Below are 23,782 nucleotides of genomic sequence, written 5' to 3' on the forward strand. Positions count from 1 at the left end.
GTTTTCGATAAAGAGCCAAAACCAAAGTAATGGGACATAACCAATCAACAGCCATTTTGCAGCCCGACCAGATATTCCAAGCAGTAACTGAGAATGCGTGTTAAATTTCTTCCCGTCGATGAACTCCAATTTGCCCGGGTAAAAAGTAAAACAGAAGATTTTACTCACCCACTGTTTGCATTTTTTTATATTTGTAATCTACAAAAATAACCCCTCATACTCAATGAGGAGTTATTCATCTAAATTCAGCTTCCTTTTGAGGTATCAACCTACGCGGGAAGACATTTAATTCCTTTTCCGATCCTTTTGCCAGCCTGCACTCAATTCCGTTCACCCATTCAGCCCTCTTTGGATAATAAGCTCAATTGGCTTCTTATGCGTATACAGCAAATCAGCGCCTGGCATTGCTTGCTTCACTCTATCTAATAATTGTCCCTTCACAAAATGACTATTTTGCAGGACACCCCCGAGAAGCAGCAATTTAAATGGAACATCCACAATCCCAACACGATTCACAGCAGTGCTGACAAGCTGATAAAGCTCGTCAGCTGATTGTTCTAAAATAGTTCTGCTCGCTCCGTCTCCCTCGTAATTTGCTTTCTCAACTATTTTTGCCAGAGCGCCAACTTGATGAATGGAAAAATCGGGGCTGTATACCCAGTTATAGAGTGCTTCATGATCTGTAAAATTAAAATGCTCCAACACTAGCTCCTGTAGCAGCGTTTTCGGTCCTCGACCATCATGCATTTTTAAAATCGCAGAAATGGCTTGTTTCCCTATCCAATAGCCACTGCCTTCATCTCCGAGTCTGTGTCCAAAACCTCCTGTTCGTACATAATTTTCTTTTCCATCATGTGCAAAAACAATAGAGCCCGTACCCGCAATAAGAATGGCTCCAGGCTGATTATTAGTTGCCCCAAGCAAAACGGATAGTGCATCATTTTCTATAATCACTTTATCTATTTTGATACCGCTCTGTGCAAGCGCCTGTGAAACAATTTCATCTACATTTACTTGATCTTTTTTTGTATCAATTCCGGCAAGAGCAAACACACATTTATGAAAGCTTATTTCAACAAAGCGATCTGGATAGTGATATTTCTTTAGGTTATTCACTGCTTTTACGATCACTTCTTTAAGCGTATTAATTGCACCCTTTTTACCTGCAACATGGTAGTTCGCTGTGCCAGACTTCCCTGTACTTAATACATTTCCTGCTTTATCTGTAATCACGGCAATTGTCTTCGTTCCTCCACCATCAATGGCTAATATGGGCAATTCCTTTTGTTCAGCTGGTTGATTTTCCCGTATGGATTTTTTAAAAGTTTTGCTCAAGTCATCACCTGCATGGAAAAAATATTCTTTACTCGTCATCTGGCATCAAACTTTTAAGTTTACTGTCAATTTTTTTATTAGCCGCTTCCAATACTTTTCTTTTGCCGGCCAGCCAGGCACTTATTGTGCGTTGCTGCTCATACCTTACTTCAACAGTCTTCTGCATTCTTTCTTTACTTGGCCCGCCTTCTAGTGAACGGATTTTAATAAAATGTTCCGGATCTAATGCATCAGCCAATTCTTCTGATCTCATATTCAACTTATGTCCAATAATCTGCTGTGCATGCTTGTTTAGATGATCCAATGTAAAATATCTCAAGGACTCCTTGTCATTTTCAACTAAGTCCTGTACAGAGGCACTGACAATTTCATGTGCTTTTCTAAAAGATAAATTATTTGAGCGAACGAGTGTATCAGCAAGCTCTGTCACATTGGCAAAACTTTCCTTCGCCCGCTTCAGCAATTTTTTCTTATTTACCTTCATTGTCATTAACACACCTGACAATAAATAATAAATATTTGTTAGCTTCTCAAGCGCGTTCCACATATATGGCTGCATGTCGTCTTCCGTGTCTACAATATCTCCAAATGGAGTATTATGCATCATGGATAAAACCGTTTCCACATCCCCCTTCACACTCGATAACATTGCACGTGTATGTTCAATAGACACAGGATTCTGTTTTTGCGGCATAATGGAACTGATTTGCACATACGGACTAAACAGCTTAAACGCACCAAATTCCTGTGTTCCCCATAATAACAAATCTTGAGTGGAACGGCCTAAATCAATTGCAGCCAATTGGACAGCAGTTGCTGTTTCCCCAATATAATCTGCACCAGAAACAGCGTCCCAAGCATTATCTATTATCCCTTCAAAGCCGAGCAACTCTTGAACTGTCCCACGATTAATTGAAAAGCCTGAAGTTGTGAGCGCTGCTGCTCCCATACTACTCTTATTCACCGTTACAAAAGCAGCCTGCAGCCGTTCAATATCTCTTGTAAGCATGTCAGTCATTGCATTAAAATAATGACCGAGTGTTGTAGGTTGAGCCTGTTGTGTATGTGTATAGCCAATCATCACTGTATCGATATGCTCTTCAGTCAACTCAATTAGACTTTGCCGCAAATGTAAAGCCGCTTCAATCAGATATAATAATCGCTCACGAATATTCATACGGTAGATTGCGATTCCCATATCATTTCTGCTGCGAGCGATATGGAGATTCCCAGCAAGTTCTCCAGCATCTTGAATAAGAAAATCCTCTACCTCGAAAAATAAATCCTCATAAGAGCCGTTATAAAATCGTTCCCCGACTTCTTTTATATCAATTTTATTAAGCGATTTGACTATTTTTACTGCTTCTTCCTTCTTAACTATCCCCTCTTCAACTAACATAATCAAATGTGCAAAATGAATTTGAAGCATTGGGCGAATGGCGTTGAATTTCGCCTGATTATACGCTGGTTCAAGAACCAAATCTTTATATGTTTTCGCTGGAAACTGGTTACCCTCTTTTTCTAAGATTTTTTGCCTATGTAATGATACCACTTTTTTTACATCCTTTCTTTTGGTTATTAGCCAATTGAAGCACCAGATTGATTTGTGCCACCTTTCAGCCTTTCATTTATGAGCAGAACAACAATAATCAAAATTGTTTGCAATACTCCATAAGCGCAGGCTGTTCCAAATTGGAAGGAGTACATTTTATTCCATATACCTACAGACAAAGGCATCGTTGAAGGTGAATAGAGTAAAATAGAAGCAACGAATTCTGTTAACCCTTGTACAAAGGCTAACAACGTTCCTGCTAAAACTCCTGGCATAATAATTGGCAGTACAACTCTTCTAAACGAATGCCACCATGTAGCCCCAAGACTTTGCGCTGCTTCCTCAATAGAATCATCCATCTGTATTAAACTGGCTTGTGTATTCCGGAAAACGAGCGGTAACTGTCGAACAAAATAAGCCAGTGGTAAAATCCAAAATGTACCAACTAATACCTGATTAAAGGAAAATACATTCCCTTCACTGAACGCAGATATCAAGTTTACCGCCACAACAGTCCCTGGCAAAGCCCAAGGAACCATAATTAATATGTCCATAAATACTTTACCTTTAAATGCAAAGCGCACCATCGCGTAAGCAGCTGCTACACCGAAGATAATATTCCCGATCACTGCGACAATACTCATTTGAATGCTATTCTTAATTGGTCCCCAAGTTCTTGAATCAGTAAATAATTCAATATAATGCTCAAAGGTATATGACGTTGGAATAATTTGCGTCGTCCATTCACCGTCTACCGCAAACGAAATTAAGGCAATTACCAAGATTGGAAGCATCAAAATAAAAACCCCAATTGTAGATAAAATAGCAGCGATGTATTTTACAACTGGTGAACTTACTTCCGTTCGATGCACACCCACACCTTTACTCTGACTTTGATAATTTCTGCGATTTTGATACCATGTCATTAATATTAAAAAGGCAATGGAAACAAGCGACAAAATAGTCGATTGTGTTGCTGCCATGTCCAGATTTCCATTTGTTCTTGAAAGTGTAATCGCCATTGTCATCACACGCTCAACTCCAAACATAAGCGGTGCTGTATACGAGGCCATAGAAATCATAAATACTAATAATGATGATGCAACCATCGCAGGGGTTAACATAGGTAAAATAATTTTACGCCAAATTCTCAATCGGCCGGAACCTAGACTAGTTGCAGCTTCCTCAAGTGATAAATCCAAACCTCTGATTGCAGCCGATGCACTCAAATAGAAATATGTATACATCGTAAAGGTATGCACAATTATAATTCCCCAAATACCCTCCAACGCAAATGGAACATTATCTAACTGGAAGATCGATTGAAAGAGCCGCGGAAAAATCCCGCTGCTTCCATATAAAAAGGAAAAAGATATTGCACCAATTAATGGCGGTAATGCCATCGGAACTAAAACAAGGATAGATAATATTTTTCTTCCGGGAAATTCATATCTATTTAATAGAAAAGCCATCCCAACACCAACGATTGCACAAGTGATAACACTAACTATTGAAATAAATATACTATTATAGAGGGATTCTAAGTTAGCCTCTGACGTAAAAAATCTAAGGTAATTTGTTAAAGACAATGAACCTTCCTGATCGACCACACTTTGTAAAAACGTTTTGTACATCGGAAAGATGACGTAGGCTAATAAAACGAAAACCAAAGGTGATATTAAAACATAAACAAAGTATTTCGATTGTGTTATTCTTTTCCACACACTTTGTTTTGGTGCACGAGTTTCACTATTAGTCGTCATGTTATTACCTCTTTTCACTCATAAAATAAATCCCGCTTTCAGGAACATGCAATGTAATCGTATCACCTCGTTCCAAGACTTTTGTCCTTGCATTAACAATCATTACATTTAATTCGTGATCTCCAACTTTCACAATATAATTAATACTTACCCCAGTAAACTCACTCAATTGAATGATGCCGGTTAATGTATTTGCTCCCTCTCCAGTGTTAATCATTTCAGGACGAATGGAGAGCAGCACGCTATCTTCATTTGCATAGTCAAGCATTGGAGAACCATTCTCTCTTAATCCTTTTAGTATGATACCGCCACCAATATCGACCGTGACATGCGTATCTGTCAGGTTTTTCACATCGGCTTTTATAATATTGGATTCTCCTATAAATGAAGCAACAAAATGATTAACCGGTTTATTATAAATCTCCTGTGGTGTACCAATTTGCTGGATTTCTCCTTTATCCATCACCATTATCCGATCGGACATCGACATTGCCTCATGCTGATCATGTGTAACATAAATCGTTGTAATTCCCAGTTCAACCTGTAATCGTTTAATTTCAATCCGTGTTTCTTCCCGTAACTTAGCATCTAGGTTGGATAATGGCTCATCAAGCAATAGAATATCTGGTTCTATTACTAATGCTCTTGCAAGAGCTACACGCTGCTGCTGCCCACCTGATAGCTCTGTTATTTTCCGGTTGCCATATCCTTCTAGATGGACAAACTTTTGTGCCTTTTCTACTTTGTTTTTAATCTCACTGCTTGATAGCTTTCTTACTTGCAAACCAAAGGCAATATTTTCAAACACAGTCATATGTGGAAAAAGTGCATAGTTTTGAAACACCATGCCTATATTTCTTTTATTCGGCTTTAAACCTGTAATATCCTCATTATCAAAATAGACTTTACCTTCTGTTGGAAAGTAGAAACCAGCAATAATTCTTAATGTTGTTGTTTTCCCACAACCACTCGGTCCCAAAAATGTAAAAAACTCACCTGATTTGATATGAATATCAACATCTTCTACTCCCTTTGCTTTTCCAAACTTCTTTGTGATATGTTCTAATCTGACACTTTTCATAAACTTCACCTTTCTTTTATAGCGAAACTTCATTAAATGGGAGGATCTTTTCATCTCACTTAATGTTAGTCGAACCAATCGGGCCGTTACTGACTGTTGGAACGCAACTTTTAGGAGATGGGATCTTACTGCCAGCTACACTGAGATAAAAAGCAGGGTGACATATGAGTACATCACCCTACACATTTAAGGCTAAAATTAATTTTGATCTTTAATGTTATTATCCCAATAATCCATCCAGTCCATTTCATTTTCAGATAAGACTTCCCAATCAAGATCAAGTTCTTTTAGTTCAAGTTCATTGTACCAATCCGGCATTGCATCAGGATCAATATCATTCCGTGACGGGATTTGATATGTTTCTTCTGACAACTCTACAACTGTTTCAGAATCAAATAAGAATTCATAGAACAGTTCAGCATTCTCTTTATTCTTCGCGTCTTTAATAATACCTACTGCATCAACTAAAATCGGCGCACCACTCTCTGGGTAAATATAATCGAATGGTTGATTATTTGCATGTGCCTGAATAAGGATATCCTGCAAGTTCCATAGCGAAAGCGTTCCTTCTTGACGAGCAAGTTTCAAGTATAAATTAGTAGGATCCTGTGCATATTCCTTCGTGTTAGCATCAAGCTTTTCCAGCCACTCATAACCCTTTTCAGGATCATTCGGATCTTGACGATAAATCATTGAAGCATAAATTGTTCTCATCGTTCCAGATGGTAATACGCCGCGAATGATAATCTCATCTTTCCATTCTTCGTCTAGCAAATCATCCCAATCCTGAGGCCCAGATTCTTTATCTAAAACATCACTGTTAATCATGATAACCTCAGGCAAAAGCATTTCTCCATACCATCTTCCCTCTGGATCCTTATGTTCTGGTTCAATTGCGTCATCAAAGCTTGGTGTAAAAGGCTCTAACAAATCCTCATCAGCTGCCTGCATAAACGCAGACTGTGTGCCTCCCCACCAGAAGTCTCCTCCTGGGTTTGACTTTTCACCACGTACACGTTCCATAATTTCCTGTGCACCCATTGTCAGAACATCTACCTGAATATCCGGATATTCTTCATTAAACATTTCTACAACCTTATCAACTACTGTTTGATCACGTGCAGTATAAACGACAAGATTTCCTGAAGCTTCTTCGGAATCGCTTTCCCCAGTGCCATCTGAAGAATTATCGCCGTCACATGCCGCAAGTAATACTAAAATAAAGGCAGCCATTAATATTAATACGAATTTCTTTTTCAAACTTAACCCCTCCAAATAGAATTGTTATTTTTTATATTTAAAGCCAGCAACATGAAATTCTGCTAAACCAAGATGAAACGCTCCATATATACCGGCTTTAGAACCTAATTCAGTTACTTTAATCTCAGGCATTTGCGGGACAAATCTTTCAATTTTTTGTTTAAAAGCATGTAATGAAGTTTGATTCATATTAACAAGCTCTCCTGATAAAATGACAGCCTGGGGATCAATAATACTAATCAGATTAATCGCTGCTTTGGCCCAATGATCAATCGTTTCTTCCAAAATTTCTTTTATCCTTGCATCATTTTGATGATATTGCAGTATATGAAGTAAAGAATCTGCCTCACACGTTGCTAGATTAACTTCTAACTCTCTTAATCTTTCAGAGACCCCAAATAAACCATAATTTGTTTCAAATACACCCAACTCCTGCTTAATATTATTTTCATCTCCTATCATCATAAAGCCTACTTCTCCTGAAGCAGAGTGCGACCCTTTATAAAACTTTTCATTTAAGAAAAGCCCGCTGCCAATGCCATTACCAATAAACAAATAAACGAAATTAGCGATGTTTTGACCTTGTCCTTTATAAAATTCACCAATTGTCATCAAGTTCACGTCATTTTCAATAATGACATCAACTTTCAGACGTGAAGATAATTCCTTTCTTAAATTCGTATTTCCCCATCGAATCGTCGGTGATGAACGAATCATGTCATCGGAATCCATTTTAATACCCGAAACTCCAACAACAATGCCCAGCACCTTATCCATCGTGACTTTCTCTAACTCTAAAAGTCTTTCAACCCCTTCTTCAATTGAATCTATGATAACCGTTCCATCACTGTGTGGTATGAATTTCTGCTTAAATAGCGTTAGAATTTCTCCACTCATATCACCTAATGCAAAATGTATAGAATCATTTTCTATTAAAACACTAACAACAAAGTTAAAGCGAGAATTGTATTTAAGATAGATTGGCTTTTTACCGCCACTTGACTCGCCTACCCCTGTTTCAAGAATTAACTCTTCATCGAGCAGTTCCCTGACAATTTCTGAAATAGTTGGCTTACTGAGCTTTGTCTTTTTAGATAAATCCGCCCGAGACTGCTTTGGATTACGTCTTAATTCATTGATAATTAATTCTCTGTTCATCATTTTAACTAATTGAGGAGTAGATTTTTTCACTTGCCATCACAACCATTTCTGCACAGCGCGTTCTTTTTTGCTGACTTAAAAACTTAGTTAGTAAAGCTAACTATCAAAGTATGACCAGTATAATATGGAAGCGATTTCATGTCAATGTCTTTTTTTAATTTTTCAGAGAATAGTCCATCAGGCCTATCCTTCTAACCTATGCTGACACCCTTAAATTTATTCCGTATCAAGCCTTTTGGATAATTTTAATCTAGCAGTAATATCTCATTTCAATAAAAATATCTGTTATCTAGTATTATTTTATCAAGAAAAACATGGAACTTTTAGAATATTTACACCGTTAATTGCTTGTGATAGCGTTTAACTAAGTTAGTTTTGCTAACTAACTTAGCTTATTTATAGAAAGGAGGCCTTATGCAGGTTATTTGACAATTAATATAATGAAAGGGGTTACAAAATTGAAGAAGATTTTTACTTTATTAATGGCAGTCCTGCTTATTTTACCAACTGTATCTTTGTCTGGATTCGCTCAGAAAAAAACCGAACATGATATGGATTTATGGAATGCAGTTAAACCTCTGAGCACTACTGTAAGTTTTTTAAATACAGGTGCACATCCCGATGATGAGCGCAGTGATTTTCTAGCATACTTATCCAGAGGATTAGGTGTAAAAACCTCAAGCCTGATTGCTAACCGTGGAGAAGGCGGTCAGAATGAAATCGGCAGTGAGCTTGATAATGCACTTGGCATTATCCGTTCAAATGAAATGAAAGAAGCTGCGAAAATAACAGGGGTTAAAGCTTACCATCTAAGTGAAACAACTTCAGATTCTATTTATGATTTTGGCTTTTCAAAGTCTCCTGAAGAAACTTTGGAAAAATGGGGAGAAGAGCTTACTTATGAGCGTCTGATCCGCTTTATAAGAACATATCAACCTGATATTGTCATGCCCTCCTTTCGAGATGTTAATAGTCAGCACGGTCATCATCGTACAATGACAATTTTAAGTGAAAGAGCTTTTACTGATGCTGCAGATCCAAACGTTTTCCCTGAGCAACTTGAAGAAGGCTTGGAACCTTGGCAGGTGAAAAAACTTTATTTACCTGCAGAATCACAAGAAACGGCCACTCTTTCCATTGAAATTGGTGATTATGATCCTGTTTACGATATGACCTACCCACAGCTGGGAGAAGAATCGAGATACCTGCATAAGAGCCAGGGAATGGGAAGAGACATCCCAGCCGAACCAAAGCAAACGCATTTAGAATTAGTTGACAGTGCAGTAACGACACAGGAAAATAATTTGTTTGAGGGTATTCCTTATGATTTAAAAGAATGGGCAGAGGTTGTTTCTCAGCCTGTTCTAAGCAACCAGCTAAAAAAGCTGCAAAAAAAGCTGGATAAAATTATCAAGTTATACCCGAACCGAACTGAAATTTTCCCTGAATCACAACAGGCTTTAAAAGAAACACAAAATTTAATAAAGAAAGTGGATAAAGCTAAGCTAGCACCAGATGTAAAGCATGATTTACTTCATAAACTAGAATTGAAAGCCGAACAGCTTACAGAGGTGAGCTTCGTTTCATCAAACCTAAATGTTGAAACGACAATCGATTCATCTGTAATAACACAAGGTGAAAAAGTGCAAGTAACGATGACTCTCTCCAACGAGGGAGATAAAAAAGTTAATCATGTACAAGCTGCATTAGAACTTCCTGAAAACTGGAAATATAATGGGGCTGTTAATGTAAAACATATGAAGCCGGGAGAAACAAAAACAGCAGTATTTCATTTAGAAGTTCCTGAAGATGAAGCATATTATCATCCTTATGATGAACCTGTAATACAGCCTATCGTGTCCTTTAAGGAAAAAGGAACAGAGACGGCTGTTCCTTTAGAACTAGATAATACCGCAGCTGTGCTTCCGGAGCTTGCTGTTAGCGTTGACCCTGAAAGTATAATGGTAAATACCGCAGATGTAAAAGAAAATATACCACTTAAGGTTAGAGTTAAGAACTATGACATAAATTCACGAGATGCGGAAGTAGCATTAAAATTGCCTGAAGGGTGGACAAGTGAACCAAATACAACAGAGGTTTCATTCACAGAGCGTTTTGAAGAACAGGAAGTAACCTTTACTGTTAGTCCGCCTGCAGATATAGAGGAAGGCAATTTTGAAATTGAAGCTTATGCAATATCAAATGGAAAAACCTTTGACACAACAGTGCAAGAGATTCAATATGATCATATAAATGATGAATATTTTCTTTATTCATCTGCTGCCGATGGTGAAGCCTTTGAATTGCTTATCCCAGACAACCTTAAAGTCGGTTATATTGAAAGCGGATTTGATAATGTCGCAAATCACTTAATTAATGCTGGCTTTAATATTACAAAACTGACAGAAGAAGACCTAGCATCAAGTGATTTATCTCAATTTGATACTATTGTGACTGGTATCAGAGCCAACTTGTCCCGACCAGATTTAGTCGAGAATAACGCTAGACTTCTTCAATATGTAGAGGAGGGCGGTCACCTTGTGGTTCAATATCACAAGCCAGGAGATAACTGGGATGTCGAAGCTTCAGCTCCTTATCATCTGGAGATCGGCTCACCATCAATTGAATGGCGGGTTACCGATGAAAATGCAGAAGTTACAATGACTCAGCCTGAGCACAAGCTATTCAATTATCCAAACCAGATCACAGATAATGACTGGGACAACTGGGTGCAGGAACGCGGTCTCTACTTCCCGATGAATTGGGATGACCGTTACGAGACATTCGTAGAAATGGCAGACCCCGATGAAGAGGCATTCGACGGTGGTATCCTATTAGCAGATTATGGTGAAGGAACATACCTTTATTCCAGCCTAGTCTTCTATCGTCAAATAGACAGTCAAGTACCAGGGGGATATCGTATTTTCACAAATTTAATCAGCTATGGTGCAGAGGAATAATTCTAATAGAGGCCGGACATAACTAGTAAAATAATAATAAGTGAAAAGGTTCCAAGCGTTTAAAATTTGCTTGGAACCTTTTAATATCCTATTTCTTACAGTGTTGGTTCAATTAAACCGTATTTACCATCTTTTCGGCGATACACAACACTTGTTTCACCTGATTCTACATTATTAAAGACAAAGAAGGAGTGACCGAGCATATCCATCTGAAGTATCGCTTCTTCAGAATCCATCGGTTTCAAATCAAATCGCTTCGTACGCACGATTTCAAAGTTATCAGATGTATCTTCATTATCCGCAAGTTCTCTTTCCATTTCCGCAAATACATGCTTAGGTGCACCATGTTGACGGGATTTACGGTTGATTTTGGTTTTATATTTTCGAACTTGTCTTTCTAACTTATCTACTACTAAATCGATTGCTGCATATAGATCGTCGTGTCGTACTTCCCCACGTAATAGGAGGTCGGTCATTGGAATTGTTACTTCGATGCGCTGCTCATCATTATAGACACTTAAATTTACATGAACATCAGTTGATTGAGTAGTATCGAAATAGCGCTCAAGCTTGCTGATTTTCTTTTCCACATACTCTCTAATAGCATCGGTAACCTCAATATTTTCTCCACGAATGTTAAATCTCATAAAAGTGTCCTCCTTTAATTCTTTATATATATAGTATACTATGTTTCCCGGTACTTTTCCTCCTCAAACGTTTACGTTGTGTAAATGGTTTCACTGATGGGCAATGGTAAAGCTTGATATAACAATGTTTAGGCTGGAAACATTTTTTTATTTATATTTACAATATCGTTGTACTAGATTCATATTTCTCTAGATTTCCTCTTACACGTAGCAAATTTGTTAACCCAGCTTTCGTCGACAAAGCATATGGCTAGACACGGCTTTTTTTTAATATTGTTTTCCAATGAATTGCTAAGCACTTTCATACAGCGTAAGTGTCTGCTCTTTCACTAATTAAGGCGCTCTAATCGCCGTTCAGTTGCCCGGTGGACGGATGCTTTCCGCGGGCACAGCTGGAGCCGCCCGCGGAAAGCGAGAGGTGTCTGGACTGCGGACCTCCAGAAGTACGTTGCACAATTTCGCTAAATGAAAGTGATCGACAATTTCTCTTGTATATTAAAAGGAAGTGCCATAACTTTAACCTTGTGATTACGAAAGGTTATGGCACTTCCTTCTTGTTAATTTTTACGGTCTAAAAAGGTACCGTCTAAGGTGGATACATTTTTATAAGGATTTGTGTAAAATTGTTGGGATTTCTTTTGTTGTTGCATTTGTTTCATTTCTGTCTTTAAATCCGTAAAAAGATTTTGCATTTTCATCTGAATTTTTGGATTCAACTTGGCGATTTCATTACCAAGCTTCATTTCTTCGTCTGAGTATGGAGGAGACAGTTGCTCCATCCATTTTCCCCGTTCCTCAATAAGTTCATTTAACTGTTGAATGACATCATCCCGGTTCTTTGATGTTACGGGTTGTTCCAGTAATGTTGTCAACTCTTTAGTCAATTCATAGACTTTCTCCAATACTTCCATTAGACTGTTGGCCTTTGGGAATATTGTTGCTTACGATGCTGAAGGAGTACTTGTTTCCATGTATCTCTGAATTCAGTTACAAGACCAAGAACATTCTCTAGCTTTTCAGGGCTGTTATCGATATTCGCAGCTGTTAATTCATTAAGCATAAATTCATAAAGTGGCTGGAATTGCTTAGATATCTCCACTTTTGGATCTAATGTAATTAATAGTTCACGAATTATATTTTGCGCCTTTTGAATATTTCTGTTCTTCGCTTCATAGTCATTTGCATCCATATCTTTCATAGCTTGCTTCACAAATTTTATGCAACCATTGTAAAGCATAAGGGTTAATTCTCCGCCAGATGCTGTATTTACTGCATTATTTTGATAGGTTTGATATGCTCTATTCATCTTGTATCACTCCTTATTGGTACATATTACCACCGAAGTCCATTAACATCGCCGATTGATTGTTCATCATGGAAATTGCCCGCTCCATTGCGGAGAATTGACGCCAATATCTGTCTTCAACTTGCTCTAAGCGATCTTCAAATGCTTTAATCCGTTTTTCCATTGTTTCAAGTTCGCGCCCCATTGTATACATCTGATTGGTAAAGTGACCTTTTCCTGCTCGTTGCTCAATTTTACCAATTGTCGTCTCAAGCGAATCTTCCAGCCGATTTAATAATCCTCGGCTCGAACCTTCCGAACTATTGAATAACAGATTTTGGACAGATGTTGCATCTTCTTCTAACTTCTCACGTAATATTTTTTCATCAATTTTAAGAAGCCCACCATCCATATAATCTTCCGTTGTCGTAATTCCTATTTGAGCCATTAGGCGAAATGCCCCTTCATTATCAACAGTGGACGACCAGGTCGAGCGGAGACTTGTTAATGCAGATGGAATAATAGATTCTCTGCGCAATAGTCCGCTTTTTGCCTTTTCTTCCCAAAGCTCGATTTGCCTTTCAGACATTTCTTCCATTTGCTCTTCCGTAAGTGGTGGGAAATCGCGGTAAATTGGTTCTTGTTGCGTTCCGTTCAATGTTGTAATGAGTTCATTATACTTATTGACGAAATCTGTAATATTTTCCACAGCTTTATCAATATCATTCGTAACTGTGAGGGTTGCATTAATTGGTTTATTATTTTCATCTACTCCTGTTACATCGTGGAAGGTAAACGTCATACCATTTAATGTGTAGCGATTATCCTTTGACTCTAATTCAACAACATCATTATAGGTAAATTTTGCGTTTGTTCCACCTTTCTCTTGTTCCTGATCCATATTAAGAACATCAAGGAAAAATTCGCTTCCCTCTCCAAACCCTATTTCTTTTCCACCAAATTCTTCGGTCGTATTATAATTACCAGAACGTTTCGTTTCCATTACAAAAGTCTTCGATGTTTCATCATAAAAGGCACGAATATTTTTATCTGCACCTTGGATTTTTTTTGCAATCGAATCAATCGTATCGTCTTCACTGATAGTAAATTTGCGCTCTTTCATTTCCCCTTCTTCTACATCATAAGTATAAAAAGAAACCTCTTTATCAGCGTATTCAGAGATTTTACTCTCAATATCTTCCTTAGAAGCATTTCCCTTATTAATTGCATTAGAGGCAAGTTGCGTAACAGCAATCTTAAAAGCACCATTCCCAGCTACAGCAGATCCTGTCGCAGTCACTGCTTCTTCCATAGAAGATTTCACTGTCTTCGGGTTAATTGTATTGCCACTAGTTAACCGCATGTTTTCAATTAGCAGTTCCAGTTCGGCAATCTGCTTATTAATGTCACGGAAAGCGTCACGTTGCCATTCCATTTTCGTCCGTTGCTGCTGGAGTTTATTTAACGGAATCCGTTCCGCATTCATCAAGTCTCTTATCATTGAATCTGTATCAATACCACTGGCCAAGCCACCTATACGCATATGCTCACTTCCTTATATTTTTTCATCGACAAGTAATCCCATGAATTCCGCCATCGCCGCATACATATCGAGAATTTTCTTTGGTGGAATTTCCTTAATTACTTCATCCGTTGTTGAATCAACTACCGTCACATAATATTTATCAAGCTTATCATGTAATTCGAACTTCAAATTGCGGCGAGATGGTTCTAAAAATTGATTGAGATTATCAACCGCTTCTTCGACCGCATCTCTTTGCATTTTACCGTATTTTTCAATTTTTACATTTGAATTTTCTTTTTGTTGGTTTTCTTTCGTAGCTATTATAGGTCTATCAACTGACTTCTCTTGTTTAAGTTGAATGTTGCTCTGAATGATTGGCTGAGATCCGATCTTTTCTATCGCCATCCCTATTCATCCCCCTCATATATATCTACTAGTAGTATCGGCATGTTTTCGAAGTTTTGAAGGGGAATTTACAAATTACTTGTCCAATGTGTTGTCGTTCATTAGCTCAAGCAAATCGAGCGTAAGATTGGCTGCTGCGTTATTCTGTTCCTTAATATCCAAATAAATTTCTTTTCGGTGAATATCTACAGATTTCGGTGCTTCAATCCCGAGCTTTACTTGATCTCCTTCCATCCCCAGCACCTTGATTTCAATATCGTCCCCAATTTGGATTGCTTCATTTTTCTTTCTCGTTAAAACTAGCATGTTCTAGCTCCCTTCTCGTCTGGGGCAATCGCGACCTTGGAAGAATACGTATGGTCACTTAAAATATACTGTTTACCGATTAATTGCTTCGTATTAATAATGATTGGGGCTCGTAAATTCATCGTACTTTGCGAGAATGGTTTATTCAATGTCACAATCGCGTAGACTGCCACATCCTCCTTAGCTGTAATTTTTAATAGATCGAGCAAATCTTCATCCAGCTTTAATTCATACGCTTGATAGAATAGATATGGATTGGTAATTACAAAGGCAAGATTACTCGTTTTCGTTGATTGCAGTAATTGAAATGCTGCATTATTCGGCAATTCTAAAATAATGAATTCTGTCTCTTCCGGGAAACCCGGGAGACCATTAGGAAAATTGATCTTTTTCCTTTCATCGATTTCTACAACACCTAAATATTTCGTATCAAGTTTCATTAATATTCTTCCTCTCATTCCATGGTTTGGCGACCGTGTTTTGGGACTGGTTTCTTTCATAGAAAAAAACCCAAAGTCCTTTCATAGGGCTAAGGGCTTCTATTATTTATCTAAGAAAATCAACAAGACTTGGTTGAATAATCCGTGAACCACTGGCAAGTGCCGCCTGGTGAATACTTTGTTGCGTAATCAAATTTGTAATTGCTTCCGCATAATTCACATCTTCATTTGCGGATAAAGATCCGGTGGCTACGATTTCTTGCTGTTCTAGACGGTTCTCTACCAATTCCAACCGGTTCATTCGCGCTCCAAGGTCGGCCTGGGCATTGATTACATTATCAATAACTCCGTCTAAAGCGGCAATGCTTTGGTCGATTTCTCCGTCAGCATTCCCACTCTTCAAGCTTTCGATGAACGAATCAATTACTGCAAACATATCCGCTTCTTCGTCAGTAAATATCTTATTCCCATCGCTGTTCACGGTTATGTTCACACCAGCTGCAATCTCGATTTCAACCGCGTTTTCATCAAAATTAGGAACGACTTCCCCGTCTACAATTTTGACAGGCGGTTCATTGGTTTTCGTACCATTAAAAATATATTTATCATTTACTTTTGTATTTGCCACATCGATGAGGTCTTGTTTAATTTGTTCGGCTTCTTCAGCTATATTTTTTAGCTCGCCTTCACCATATGTGCCATTACTTGCCTGGACAGCGAGATAACGAAGTCGCTGCAAACCACTATTTGCCTGTTCCAATGCGGCATCTGTATTGTCAAACCAATTTTGCACTTCACCGGTATTCCGCTGATACTGTTCGATTCGGTGCAATTCCGTCCGGTAGCCAATTCCCTTCAAAGCTGCAACTGGATCTTCGGATGGACGGCTGAACTTCTTCCCCGTATTCAACTGATCAAAATATTTATCCATCTTTGCATAGCTTCTATTTAAATTGCTTAATAGATTATTTGAAATCATACTTTGTGTAACACGCATCATTATGACCTACCTTCCTACAAGCCCCAAATTATTAATAATACGGTCCAATAATTCGTCCGTTGCCGTCATCGAACGAGCCATTGCGTTGTACGCATGCTGAAACTTAATCATGTTTGTCATTTCCTCATCCAGCGAAACGGAACCGATGGATTGTCGATCGTTTTCCAGCTGGCTGACTAACACGGTTGTATTCCTTCTCATTCTTTCAGCGTCCTCTACTTGAACGGCTAATGAACCAGTTATTTGTGAGTAAGCTTCTTTTATTCCTGCCTCATCAAACACTTTTGCAAGCTCTAGAGCATTCTTCCCGTCGCCTTCTCCTTCAAGCGCTGCAGCGATCAATTTAGGGTTATCAATAATATCTTGATTTACAGCCATATTGCCATCCTCATCAATCACAAAGAAATCAACTGGTCCGTCAGTCTCTCCAATTGGAACTCCTTCACGATGAACCGCGTTAAATGCATCGATAAAATTATCCCGTAGTGCAGCCAAATCTTTAAGACCTTTCAGGAATTCTCCTTCATTTTCTCCACTGCCGTAAGTATCAATCAGAGATTGCAATGCCCCAGCTTTTCCCGTATCCAATTTTAGGGGGGCCCCGTCTATATCAAGCTGAATTCCGCTAATATAAGAAAAGCCATCACTTTCTGCTTCTTCAAGGGAAATCGACTGGTACGTTAAGTTTGCTCCGTCAACAAGCTTATAACCGTTCTGTATATTTCCATCTGCATCGGTGAATTCCTCTGTCTTCACTTCAATCACTGCAAGACCTTGGGCGACGTCACCAACATGCTCACTTGATTTCTCGTAACTCACTTCAATCGGTATGATTCCGGATAGTTTGTCAATAAGCAGGTCACGCTGATCATATAAATCATTCGGAACATAGCCATTGATTTCAAGTGCTTTAATCCGTGTATTCAAGTCACTAATCTGCTCTGAGATCCGGTTGACACTTTCCACGGCATGATTCATTTCCGTTTTTAAATCACTCCGTATCTGCGTTAAGGACTGATTAAGATAATTAAATGTTTCGCTTAGGGCCTTTCCACGCTGAACAACGACGGAACGTGCACCGCCATTCGTCGGATTCACCGCAAGATCCTGAAGCGCACTCCAGAACTGGTCCATCACTTGGGACAATCCAGTATCATCCAAGTCATTCAATACATCCTCCATGCGTCCAAGAGCGTCCGCGCGTTTTTCCCAATACCCTGCTAAGCTATTCTCTCCGCGGAACTGGCCATCAAGAAACTGGTCGCGTATGCGCTGAATCGAACCGGCTTTTACCCCAGTCCCGATTTGGCCAGGAATCCCCGTTCGGTTTTTTGAAGCGCTAGGCATCGCTATATCAGTCACATAATTCACTCGTTGTCTCGAGTAACCTTCTGTATTTGCGTTTGCAATGTTATGACCAGTTGTATGTAAAGCAGATTGCTGGGCAAATAATGCTTGTTTTGCCATTTCCAATCCGTGAAATGTACTCATTTGCTGTTACTCCTTTATCTTAAGTTATGCCTTCGAATCAAATATGGATCGATTTGGTTGTTCAACATCAGGTTTATCCATATTCGAGTAATTCATATTTTTTAGAGACGGACTCATTAAATCCAATGACATTTGTACAAATTGCATGGATTGGTTAATGAGGGCGATGTTCAATTTTTCCTGAGCTTTCAGTTCAGTAATGACCTTCGTTAATTCAATCGTCACTTCTTCAAGCTCTAGCCTCTCCGTTTCGTTCGTCATTTGTTCCAGTATGAACGTAATAGTCGGTTCTGCATCAGTTATCTCTTCTGCTTCGATCCAATTATTTACAAGTTGAATGCGTATCTTTTCCACCTGCTCGATCTTTTGCACAAGCTTCCGTTCTCTGGTTAAAAGAGGTTGCAGGCTATCGATGTTCCCAACTTTGATACCTTCCATTTTTTCAACAGATATGCTGAGCAGTTCCCGATGCAGGCCTACTAATTCAGTTAATGCTTGTCTTAATTCATTCATGGACTAATAGGTCCTCCTTTGAATGGACTTGTTCCCCATTAAACTTACTTCTTCCAAAACTCGAACATTTTCTGTGCAGCAACTTCATGGTCCACTTTGTATTCTCCATTTTCTATCTGTTGTTTGATTTCCTGAACCTTTTTGGCACGGTTATTATTCGGCTGACCTTTTTCCTGAAGCTTAAGAGCTTCCTTGGAAATTTGTAGCTCATCCGAACGTTTTGCAGCTTTTTTCATTTCTGTCTGTTTTTGGAGCTGTTGTTTATAAGGATTGAAATTCAGTTGATTCGGTCGATTGATTTTCATTCCTCTTCCTCCTCCCATCTATCTATAACGAGCAATTATTTTATACTTACACCTATTAATAGTATCGGCATCTAATCAAAGTTATGAAGGATTATTTAGTTTTTATCCTTTTTAAAAGAAAAATAGACGTTTTCTCGTTCTCTTTCTTCACGTTCTTGTTTTGTCCGTTCCTCTTCTTCGAGTATAGCAAGTTCACTCTTCAATTCCTTTTGACAATTCTCACAAAGCTTACCAGTCGTAATACCTCTACCACATCTGTCACAAGGATAAGCAAGGTTTGGAAAATCTGTCGGCAACAAACGCCTTTCTTTAACAAATTTCATAATCATTTTTTCTTCTACACCCGTAGCTTCCACAATTTCAATCATCGTTGCTTCCCGGTTCTTTTTCTCACGTAAAAAATGATATACGGTCTGGAATGCTTCTTCCTCTTTCTTATAGCAATCCTGACAAATATCGCGAATCGTCATTACATAGACTGCTCCACAACGGGAACAGTTAGCTAATTCTGCCATGAAAAATTCCCCTTTTTATTCGTTCTTCTTTTATCACGCATTAACGGTCTGTAATACTCCCCACTTCTAAACATGAGGGAAGTCCAACATGTGAAAGTGTGGGATATACAGTCCGTAAATCCCTGACTCTGTTCAACTAACATTCAGTGGGGGGAGGTAAGGATCCTCCACTGAATGAAGTTTCACTTTATTATAGCATTTTTATCCACGAATGAGCGTTAATGCATAAACTTGCGGACAACCTTGTTTTATTAATAGTTCGCTGGCATGCCGTAATGTAGTTCCTGTTGTATATATATCATCGACCAAAAGAACAGGAGTTTTAATTTTTTTGGTGAGTGAAAAAGGATTTTTAGCTGTGACTCGTTCTTTACGGCTCTTCTTGGATTGCTTTTCACTATCTATTCGAATAAAGGCAGACTTTGTTTGGACCGGCAAAAAATCGGCAAGCATTTCCGCTTGATTAAATCCGCGCTCTGCTAATCTTTCTTCGCTTAAAGGAATAGGGACGGCTGTTAATTCTTTCTTTTTCTTTCCGAATTTTTTAAAGAACGCTTTCCGTAAATAAGGACGGAATAATTCTCCCAATACATAATCACCGCGGTATTTCCATTTTGCAATGACCTCTTGCAGGAAAGGATTGTATTGAAAAACAGAATAATTCAATTGAAGTGGATCACCCTGTGCACGTTTTTCCCAACGTTGGCAGTCAAAGCAAGTCTCTTCCGCGGTTTCTCTGCTACATTTCGCACAACGACTCGGGGCATCCTGCAAGAACGTTAGGTTCGTCACACAAGAATCACATAGTTCGGATGGTTGTATTAGAGACAAGAAATTATTCCAACCTATATTTCTACTTTGTTCTGCCTCACACCATAAACAGTTCATTCTAAAAACCTCCTCGCTTATTCATTTGTTTGATCGAATAAATGGCAGCAAGCATTGCCTCCGTTTTCCCATCGTGGAAAAACATCACTTCCCCTGTTGGATCGTTCGCATTTCTTCCCGCTCGACCGGCTATTTGAACGAGGGCTGCTTCATCGAATACATCATGCCCAGCATCAAGAATCGCAACATCAACAGAAGGGAAAGTTACACCACGTTCGAGAATAGTCGTTGTCAAAATGACTTTTAATTTTTTGTCACGGAAAGACATGACTTTTGCCTCCCTGTCCGGGTCAGCAGCGTGAACTGCATCTAATTCATCAGGATGGTTGATGAGCTTGTGTTCGAGCATTAAATTCGTAAATGGAGTTTTCAGTTGGTTGGTCAATTCTACTGTAGGAAGGAATAAAAGGAGCTGTCTTTCTGGGTTCCTCCTGTTAAGAAGCCAGCGGAAGAGCGGATTAGAGGCATTCTGTTTCGGAAGTTCTTTATTTAGTGCAAGCCACATTTTTAATTGTGGAACGGGAAGTGGATGGCCATGAAAGCGAACCGGGACGAAAACATGCGCCAATTTGTCTCGGAGAATCTTAGTTTTCAGAACTTCCCTAGGGGTTGCGGTGAGATAGATTGTTGTACAAGTTGATTTGCGAGAGCGCTTCTCGGCAAATGGAAGAGCTGGATCGGCGTGAAAGGGAAAGGCATCAACCTCATCAATAACCATAACGTCAAACGCATCCTCGTAACGAAGAAGTTGATGGGTTGTTGCAATTAGAAGTTGTGCATGTTTATGCTTATCTTTACTGCCACCGTACAACGCTTGGATTGGGATATCCTGAAAGGCTTTCTCGAGCCGAGGCTTTAATTCGCGGACGACATCTGCTCTCGGTGTCGCCAAACAAATACGCATCCCTTCTTCCAATGCCTTGGAGATTGCCGGGAAAAGCATCTCAGTTTTCCCTGCTCCGCAAACTGCCCAAGTCAGAATTTCGTTCTCCCTGTTTAAAATGGCTTCTGTAATTCGTAAAGCAGCTTTCTCTTGCGCCCTGGTTAATGTTCCTTCCCATGAACACGGATTTTCATGTTTCGGCCAGACTGCTGGTGGCCCATTCCAATAATAAAGGACATCACATTCCATCAGTCTCCCCATATCGATACAGCTTCTACAATAAAAATGGGTATTTTCACATTTTTTACAGGGCATTTTAGCAAATTGGCGGGCAGATTCATTACCACAGCGCATGCATTTCGTTCGGAGAAATGATTTTTGAAGGGCGGGCTTTGTTGCTAAGAGGTTTTCTGATAGGAGGTGGCGACCAAGCTTGTCTTCAATGGGAAGTTCTTCAAGGCGGAGCAGTTTTCCATCTAAAAGGGCAGCAAGTTCATGTAGAGGAGGAACTGATTGTTGCTGGATCATTAGCATCATCCCTTCTTCAATTATTATAATTGTTAGTATATATCATAAGCTTCTGTAACTCAATCCATAAAAAACAGCCGTAAAAGACTGTTTTTTTGGATTGCGTATAAAGCTGCTAACCAACTTCTTATTTCTCGTACCAGCCGACTCCGATCGCTTTTTCGCCGAGGTGAGTACCGATAACTGGTCCGAAGTAGGAAATGGACGTTTCGATATTTGGATATTTTTGTTTGAAATCTTTTTCCAATGCTAGAGCTGCTTCCTCGTCATTCGCATGAATGAAGCTTACCTTCAAGTCTTTCCCTTTTTCCGCTTCTGCTTCAAGCATGCCAATAAGGCGGTTCACCGCTTTCTTACGGGTGCGGATCTTTTCAAATGGGACAATTAATTTATCTACAAAGTGAAGCACTGGTTTAACTTGCAGTAAGCTTCCGACAATAGCTTGAGCATTTGAAAGTCGTCCACCCCGAGTCAAGTTCGTTAAATCATCGACCATAAAATAAGCACGCATCGATTGTTTCATTTCATCCAGGCGGACAATAATTTCTTCCGGTGTTTTATTTTCCTTGCTAAGCTTCACGGCTTCGTAAACATAAAAAGCTTGGACAAAACAACTTGCTTCTGAATCATAAGCATACAAATCAATGCCTTCAACCATTTCACCAGCACTTAAAACAGCCTGGTACGTCCCGCTGATTCCGCTGGATAGATGTACGGAAATAACAGCATCATAATCCTCAGCAAGCTGTTCAAGCTTCTCCGCGATATAGCCGATGGAGGGCTGGGATGTTGTCGGCAGTTCTTTATAACTTTTTAGTTTCTCATAAAATTCTTCTGTTGTAATATCAATTTCCTCACGGTAAGATGTATCATCAAATACGACGCTCAATGGTACCATATGAATGTTTAGTTCTTCACGAATTTTCGCCGGAATATAAGCTGTACTATCTGTCATGACAGCAATTTTCATCGTTTACCTTCTCCTTCATTTCACTATTTTTTATTTTAAAGTATGTATTCTATAATCCCAAATGTATGACCTATATTTTACATGAAAATCGGAAAAAATTCATTAAACATCAACATAATTTCCCAAATAAAAAACCCTCGTTTTAACAAGGGTTTTTTAGGTTATATATGAAAACCATAAAAATATCTCGTAGGTGTCTAATATTGCTAGCGATAGCCTAAGCTTTACAATACCTCTACCCAGCCTTTTTTAATTGCCGTTACGACGGCTTGGGTTCGGTCGTTAACATTCATTTTCTGCAGGATATTACTAACATGGTTCTTTACTGTCTTTTCACTTATATATAAAGTTTCTGCGACTGCACGGTTACTCTTACCATCAGCAAGCAGTTGGAGTACTTGACATTCACGCTTCGTAAGCAAATGAAGTGGTTTACGGTATTCAACAACTTTATCACCAGCACCTGCTGCAACGCTATCCGTAGCAAGACGACGATACTCTTTTACTAAATTATGGGTAACTTTTGGATGTAAGTAAGAGCCGCCTTCACTAACTACACGGATCGCTTCGATTAAAGAATCAGAATCCATTTCCTTTAAAAGATACCCCTGTGCACCAGTTTTTAATGCATGGGTAACATAAGCTTCATCATCGTGAATGGATAAGATGATGACTTTCGTTTCTGGGAAATAACGGACTAAGTCAGCTGTGGCTTCAATTCCATTAATATTCGGCATGTTGATGTCCATCAAGACAACATCTGGATTATTTTCTTTAACAAGCTTTGCCGCTTCTGTACCGTCATCTCCTTCTGCGATTACTTCAAAGGATGATTCAAATTCTAAAATCCGCTTCACTCCTTCACGAAATAACTTATGATCATCGATTAGTACAATCTTAATTATATTGTCATTTACCATCTGTACTTCCTCCCAAAAATCATTTAATTGTCGATTTGTTTTATTCGTG

At 38.9% G+C, this 23,782-nt stretch carries 23 protein-coding genes; 1 reads left to right on the top strand and 22 read right to left on the bottom strand.

Going from position 1 to position 23,782, the window contains the following annotated elements; genetic code table 11:
• Positions 1-330: 330 nt before the first annotated feature.
• The 6 genes from WKU33_RS01545 to WKU33_RS01570 all read right to left on the bottom strand — a co-directional run bounded on the left by WKU33_RS01545 (position 331) and on the right by WKU33_RS01570 (position 8,182).
• Positions 331-1,374, bottom strand: coding sequence for a BadF/BadG/BcrA/BcrD ATPase family protein (locus tag WKU33_RS01545; protein WP_336253147.1), 1,044 nt, complete (start codon positions 1,372-1,374; stop codon positions 331-333).
• A complete protein-coding gene (gene argH, locus WKU33_RS01550) occupies positions 1,364-2,887 on the bottom strand; it encodes an argininosuccinate lyase (RefSeq protein WP_156855601.1) in 1,524 nt (507 codons plus the stop codon). Before argH ends, WKU33_RS01545 begins: the two co-directional genes overlap by 11 nt.
• Before the next feature lie 26 nt (positions 2,888-2,913).
• A complete protein-coding gene (locus tag WKU33_RS01555; RefSeq protein WP_340452856.1) occupies positions 2,914-4,650 on the bottom strand; it encodes an ABC transporter permease in 1,737 nt (578 codons plus the stop codon).
• A 4-nt stretch (positions 4,651-4,654) separates the two neighbouring features.
• Positions 4,655-5,731, bottom strand: a complete 1,077-nt coding sequence (locus WKU33_RS01560; protein WP_156855603.1) for an ABC transporter ATP-binding protein — start codon at positions 5,729-5,731, stop codon at positions 4,655-4,657.
• Between the two features lie 198 nt (positions 5,732-5,929).
• Positions 5,930-6,991 (bottom strand): extracellular solute-binding protein, encoded by a 1,062-nt coding sequence (locus WKU33_RS01565; protein ID WP_442946218.1) that lies wholly within the window; start codon positions 6,989-6,991, stop codon positions 5,930-5,932.
• A 24-nt stretch (positions 6,992-7,015) separates the two neighbouring features.
• A complete protein-coding gene (locus WKU33_RS01570; protein WP_340452857.1) occupies positions 7,016-8,182 on the bottom strand; it encodes an ROK family transcriptional regulator in 1,167 nt (388 codons plus the stop codon).
• 428 nt (positions 8,183-8,610) lie between these two features.
• On the opposite strand from WKU33_RS01570, the gene WKU33_RS01575 reads away from it, so the two are divergent.
• Complete coding sequence (locus tag WKU33_RS01575; protein WP_340452858.1) at positions 8,611-11,112, top strand: NEW3 domain-containing protein; 2,502 nt, start codon at positions 8,611-8,613, stop codon at positions 11,110-11,112.
• Positions 11,113-11,207: 95 nt separating this feature from the next.
• Here the strand turns inward: WKU33_RS01575 and hpf are convergent, their stop codons facing one another.
• From hpf to WKU33_RS01655, 16 genes are all read right to left on the bottom strand, one after another.
• Positions 11,208-11,759 (bottom strand): ribosome hibernation-promoting factor, HPF/YfiA family, encoded by a 552-nt coding sequence (gene hpf / locus WKU33_RS01580; protein ID WP_156855604.1) that lies wholly within the window; start codon positions 11,757-11,759, stop codon positions 11,208-11,210.
• Positions 11,760-12,316: 557 nt separating this feature from the next.
• The gene (locus tag WKU33_RS01585; protein ID WP_188856304.1) at positions 12,317-12,670 is read right to left on the bottom strand and encodes a flagellar protein FliT; all 354 of its coding nucleotides are present in this window, start codon (positions 12,668-12,670) and stop codon (positions 12,317-12,319) included.
• Positions 12,670-13,065 (bottom strand): flagellar export chaperone FliS, encoded by a 396-nt coding sequence (gene fliS / locus WKU33_RS01590; protein ID WP_156855606.1) that lies wholly within the window; start codon positions 13,063-13,065, stop codon positions 12,670-12,672. Before fliS ends, WKU33_RS01585 begins: the two co-directional genes overlap by 1 nt.
• Before the next feature lie 13 nt (positions 13,066-13,078).
• Entirely contained in the window at positions 13,079-14,587 is a 1,509-nt protein-coding gene (fliD, locus tag WKU33_RS01595) for a flagellar filament capping protein FliD (protein ID WP_340452859.1), read from the bottom strand.
• A 12-nt stretch (positions 14,588-14,599) separates the two neighbouring features.
• Complete coding sequence (gene flaG, locus WKU33_RS01600; RefSeq protein ID WP_156855608.1) at positions 14,600-14,974, bottom strand: flagellar protein FlaG; 375 nt, start codon at positions 14,972-14,974, stop codon at positions 14,600-14,602.
• A 75-nt stretch (positions 14,975-15,049) separates the two neighbouring features.
• Positions 15,050-15,280, bottom strand: a complete 231-nt coding sequence (gene csrA, locus WKU33_RS01605; protein WP_336253411.1) for a carbon storage regulator CsrA — start codon at positions 15,278-15,280, stop codon at positions 15,050-15,052.
• Positions 15,274-15,720, bottom strand: a complete 447-nt coding sequence (fliW, locus tag WKU33_RS01610) for a flagellar assembly protein FliW (RefSeq protein ID WP_156855610.1) — start codon at positions 15,718-15,720, stop codon at positions 15,274-15,276. The genes csrA and fliW overlap by 7 nt, the downstream gene beginning before the upstream one ends.
• A 106-nt stretch (positions 15,721-15,826) precedes the next feature.
• Complete coding sequence (flgL, locus tag WKU33_RS01615; RefSeq protein ID WP_308425579.1) at positions 15,827-16,720, bottom strand: flagellar hook-associated protein FlgL; 894 nt, start codon at positions 16,718-16,720, stop codon at positions 15,827-15,829.
• Positions 16,721-16,726: 6 nt separating this feature from the next.
• Positions 16,727-18,211, bottom strand: a complete 1,485-nt coding sequence (gene flgK, locus WKU33_RS01620; protein WP_188856301.1) for a flagellar hook-associated protein FlgK — start codon at positions 18,209-18,211, stop codon at positions 16,727-16,729.
• Positions 18,212-18,235: 24 nt separating this feature from the next.
• Positions 18,236-18,724 (bottom strand): flagellar protein FlgN, encoded by a 489-nt coding sequence (locus WKU33_RS01625; protein ID WP_156855612.1) that lies wholly within the window; start codon positions 18,722-18,724, stop codon positions 18,236-18,238.
• A 44-nt stretch (positions 18,725-18,768) separates the two neighbouring features.
• Positions 18,769-19,029, bottom strand: coding sequence for a flagellar biosynthesis anti-sigma factor FlgM (flgM, locus tag WKU33_RS01630; protein ID WP_188856300.1), 261 nt, complete (start codon positions 19,027-19,029; stop codon positions 18,769-18,771).
• Between the two features lie 95 nt (positions 19,030-19,124).
• Positions 19,125-19,544: a TIGR03826 family flagellar region protein gene (locus tag WKU33_RS01635; RefSeq protein ID WP_340452863.1), complete on the bottom strand. Its 420-nt coding sequence runs from the start codon at positions 19,542-19,544 to the stop codon at positions 19,125-19,127.
• 201 nt (positions 19,545-19,745) lie between these two features.
• Complete coding sequence (locus WKU33_RS01640) at positions 19,746-20,432, bottom strand: ComF family protein (protein WP_188856298.1); 687 nt, start codon at positions 20,430-20,432, stop codon at positions 19,746-19,748.
• Between the two features lies 1 nt (position 20,433).
• A complete protein-coding gene (locus WKU33_RS01645; protein WP_340452865.1) occupies positions 20,434-21,843 on the bottom strand; it encodes a DEAD/DEAH box helicase in 1,410 nt (469 codons plus the stop codon).
• A gap of 127 nt (positions 21,844-21,970) precedes the next feature.
• Positions 21,971-22,813 carry a DegV family protein gene (locus WKU33_RS01650; protein ID WP_336253507.1) on the bottom strand — a complete coding sequence of 281 codons (843 nt, stop codon included), beginning with the start codon at positions 22,811-22,813 and terminating at the stop codon, positions 21,971-21,973.
• A 224-nt stretch (positions 22,814-23,037) separates the two neighbouring features.
• Complete coding sequence (locus WKU33_RS01655; protein WP_188856296.1) at positions 23,038-23,733, bottom strand: response regulator; 696 nt, start codon at positions 23,731-23,733, stop codon at positions 23,038-23,040.
• Between the last annotated feature and the right edge of the window lie 49 nt (positions 23,734-23,782).

It is taken from the genome of Oceanobacillus sp. HCA-5259, from assembly GCF_037892815.1.
Taxonomy (GTDB): domain Bacteria; phylum Bacillota; class Bacilli; order Bacillales; family Amphibacillaceae; genus Oceanobacillus; species Oceanobacillus indicireducens.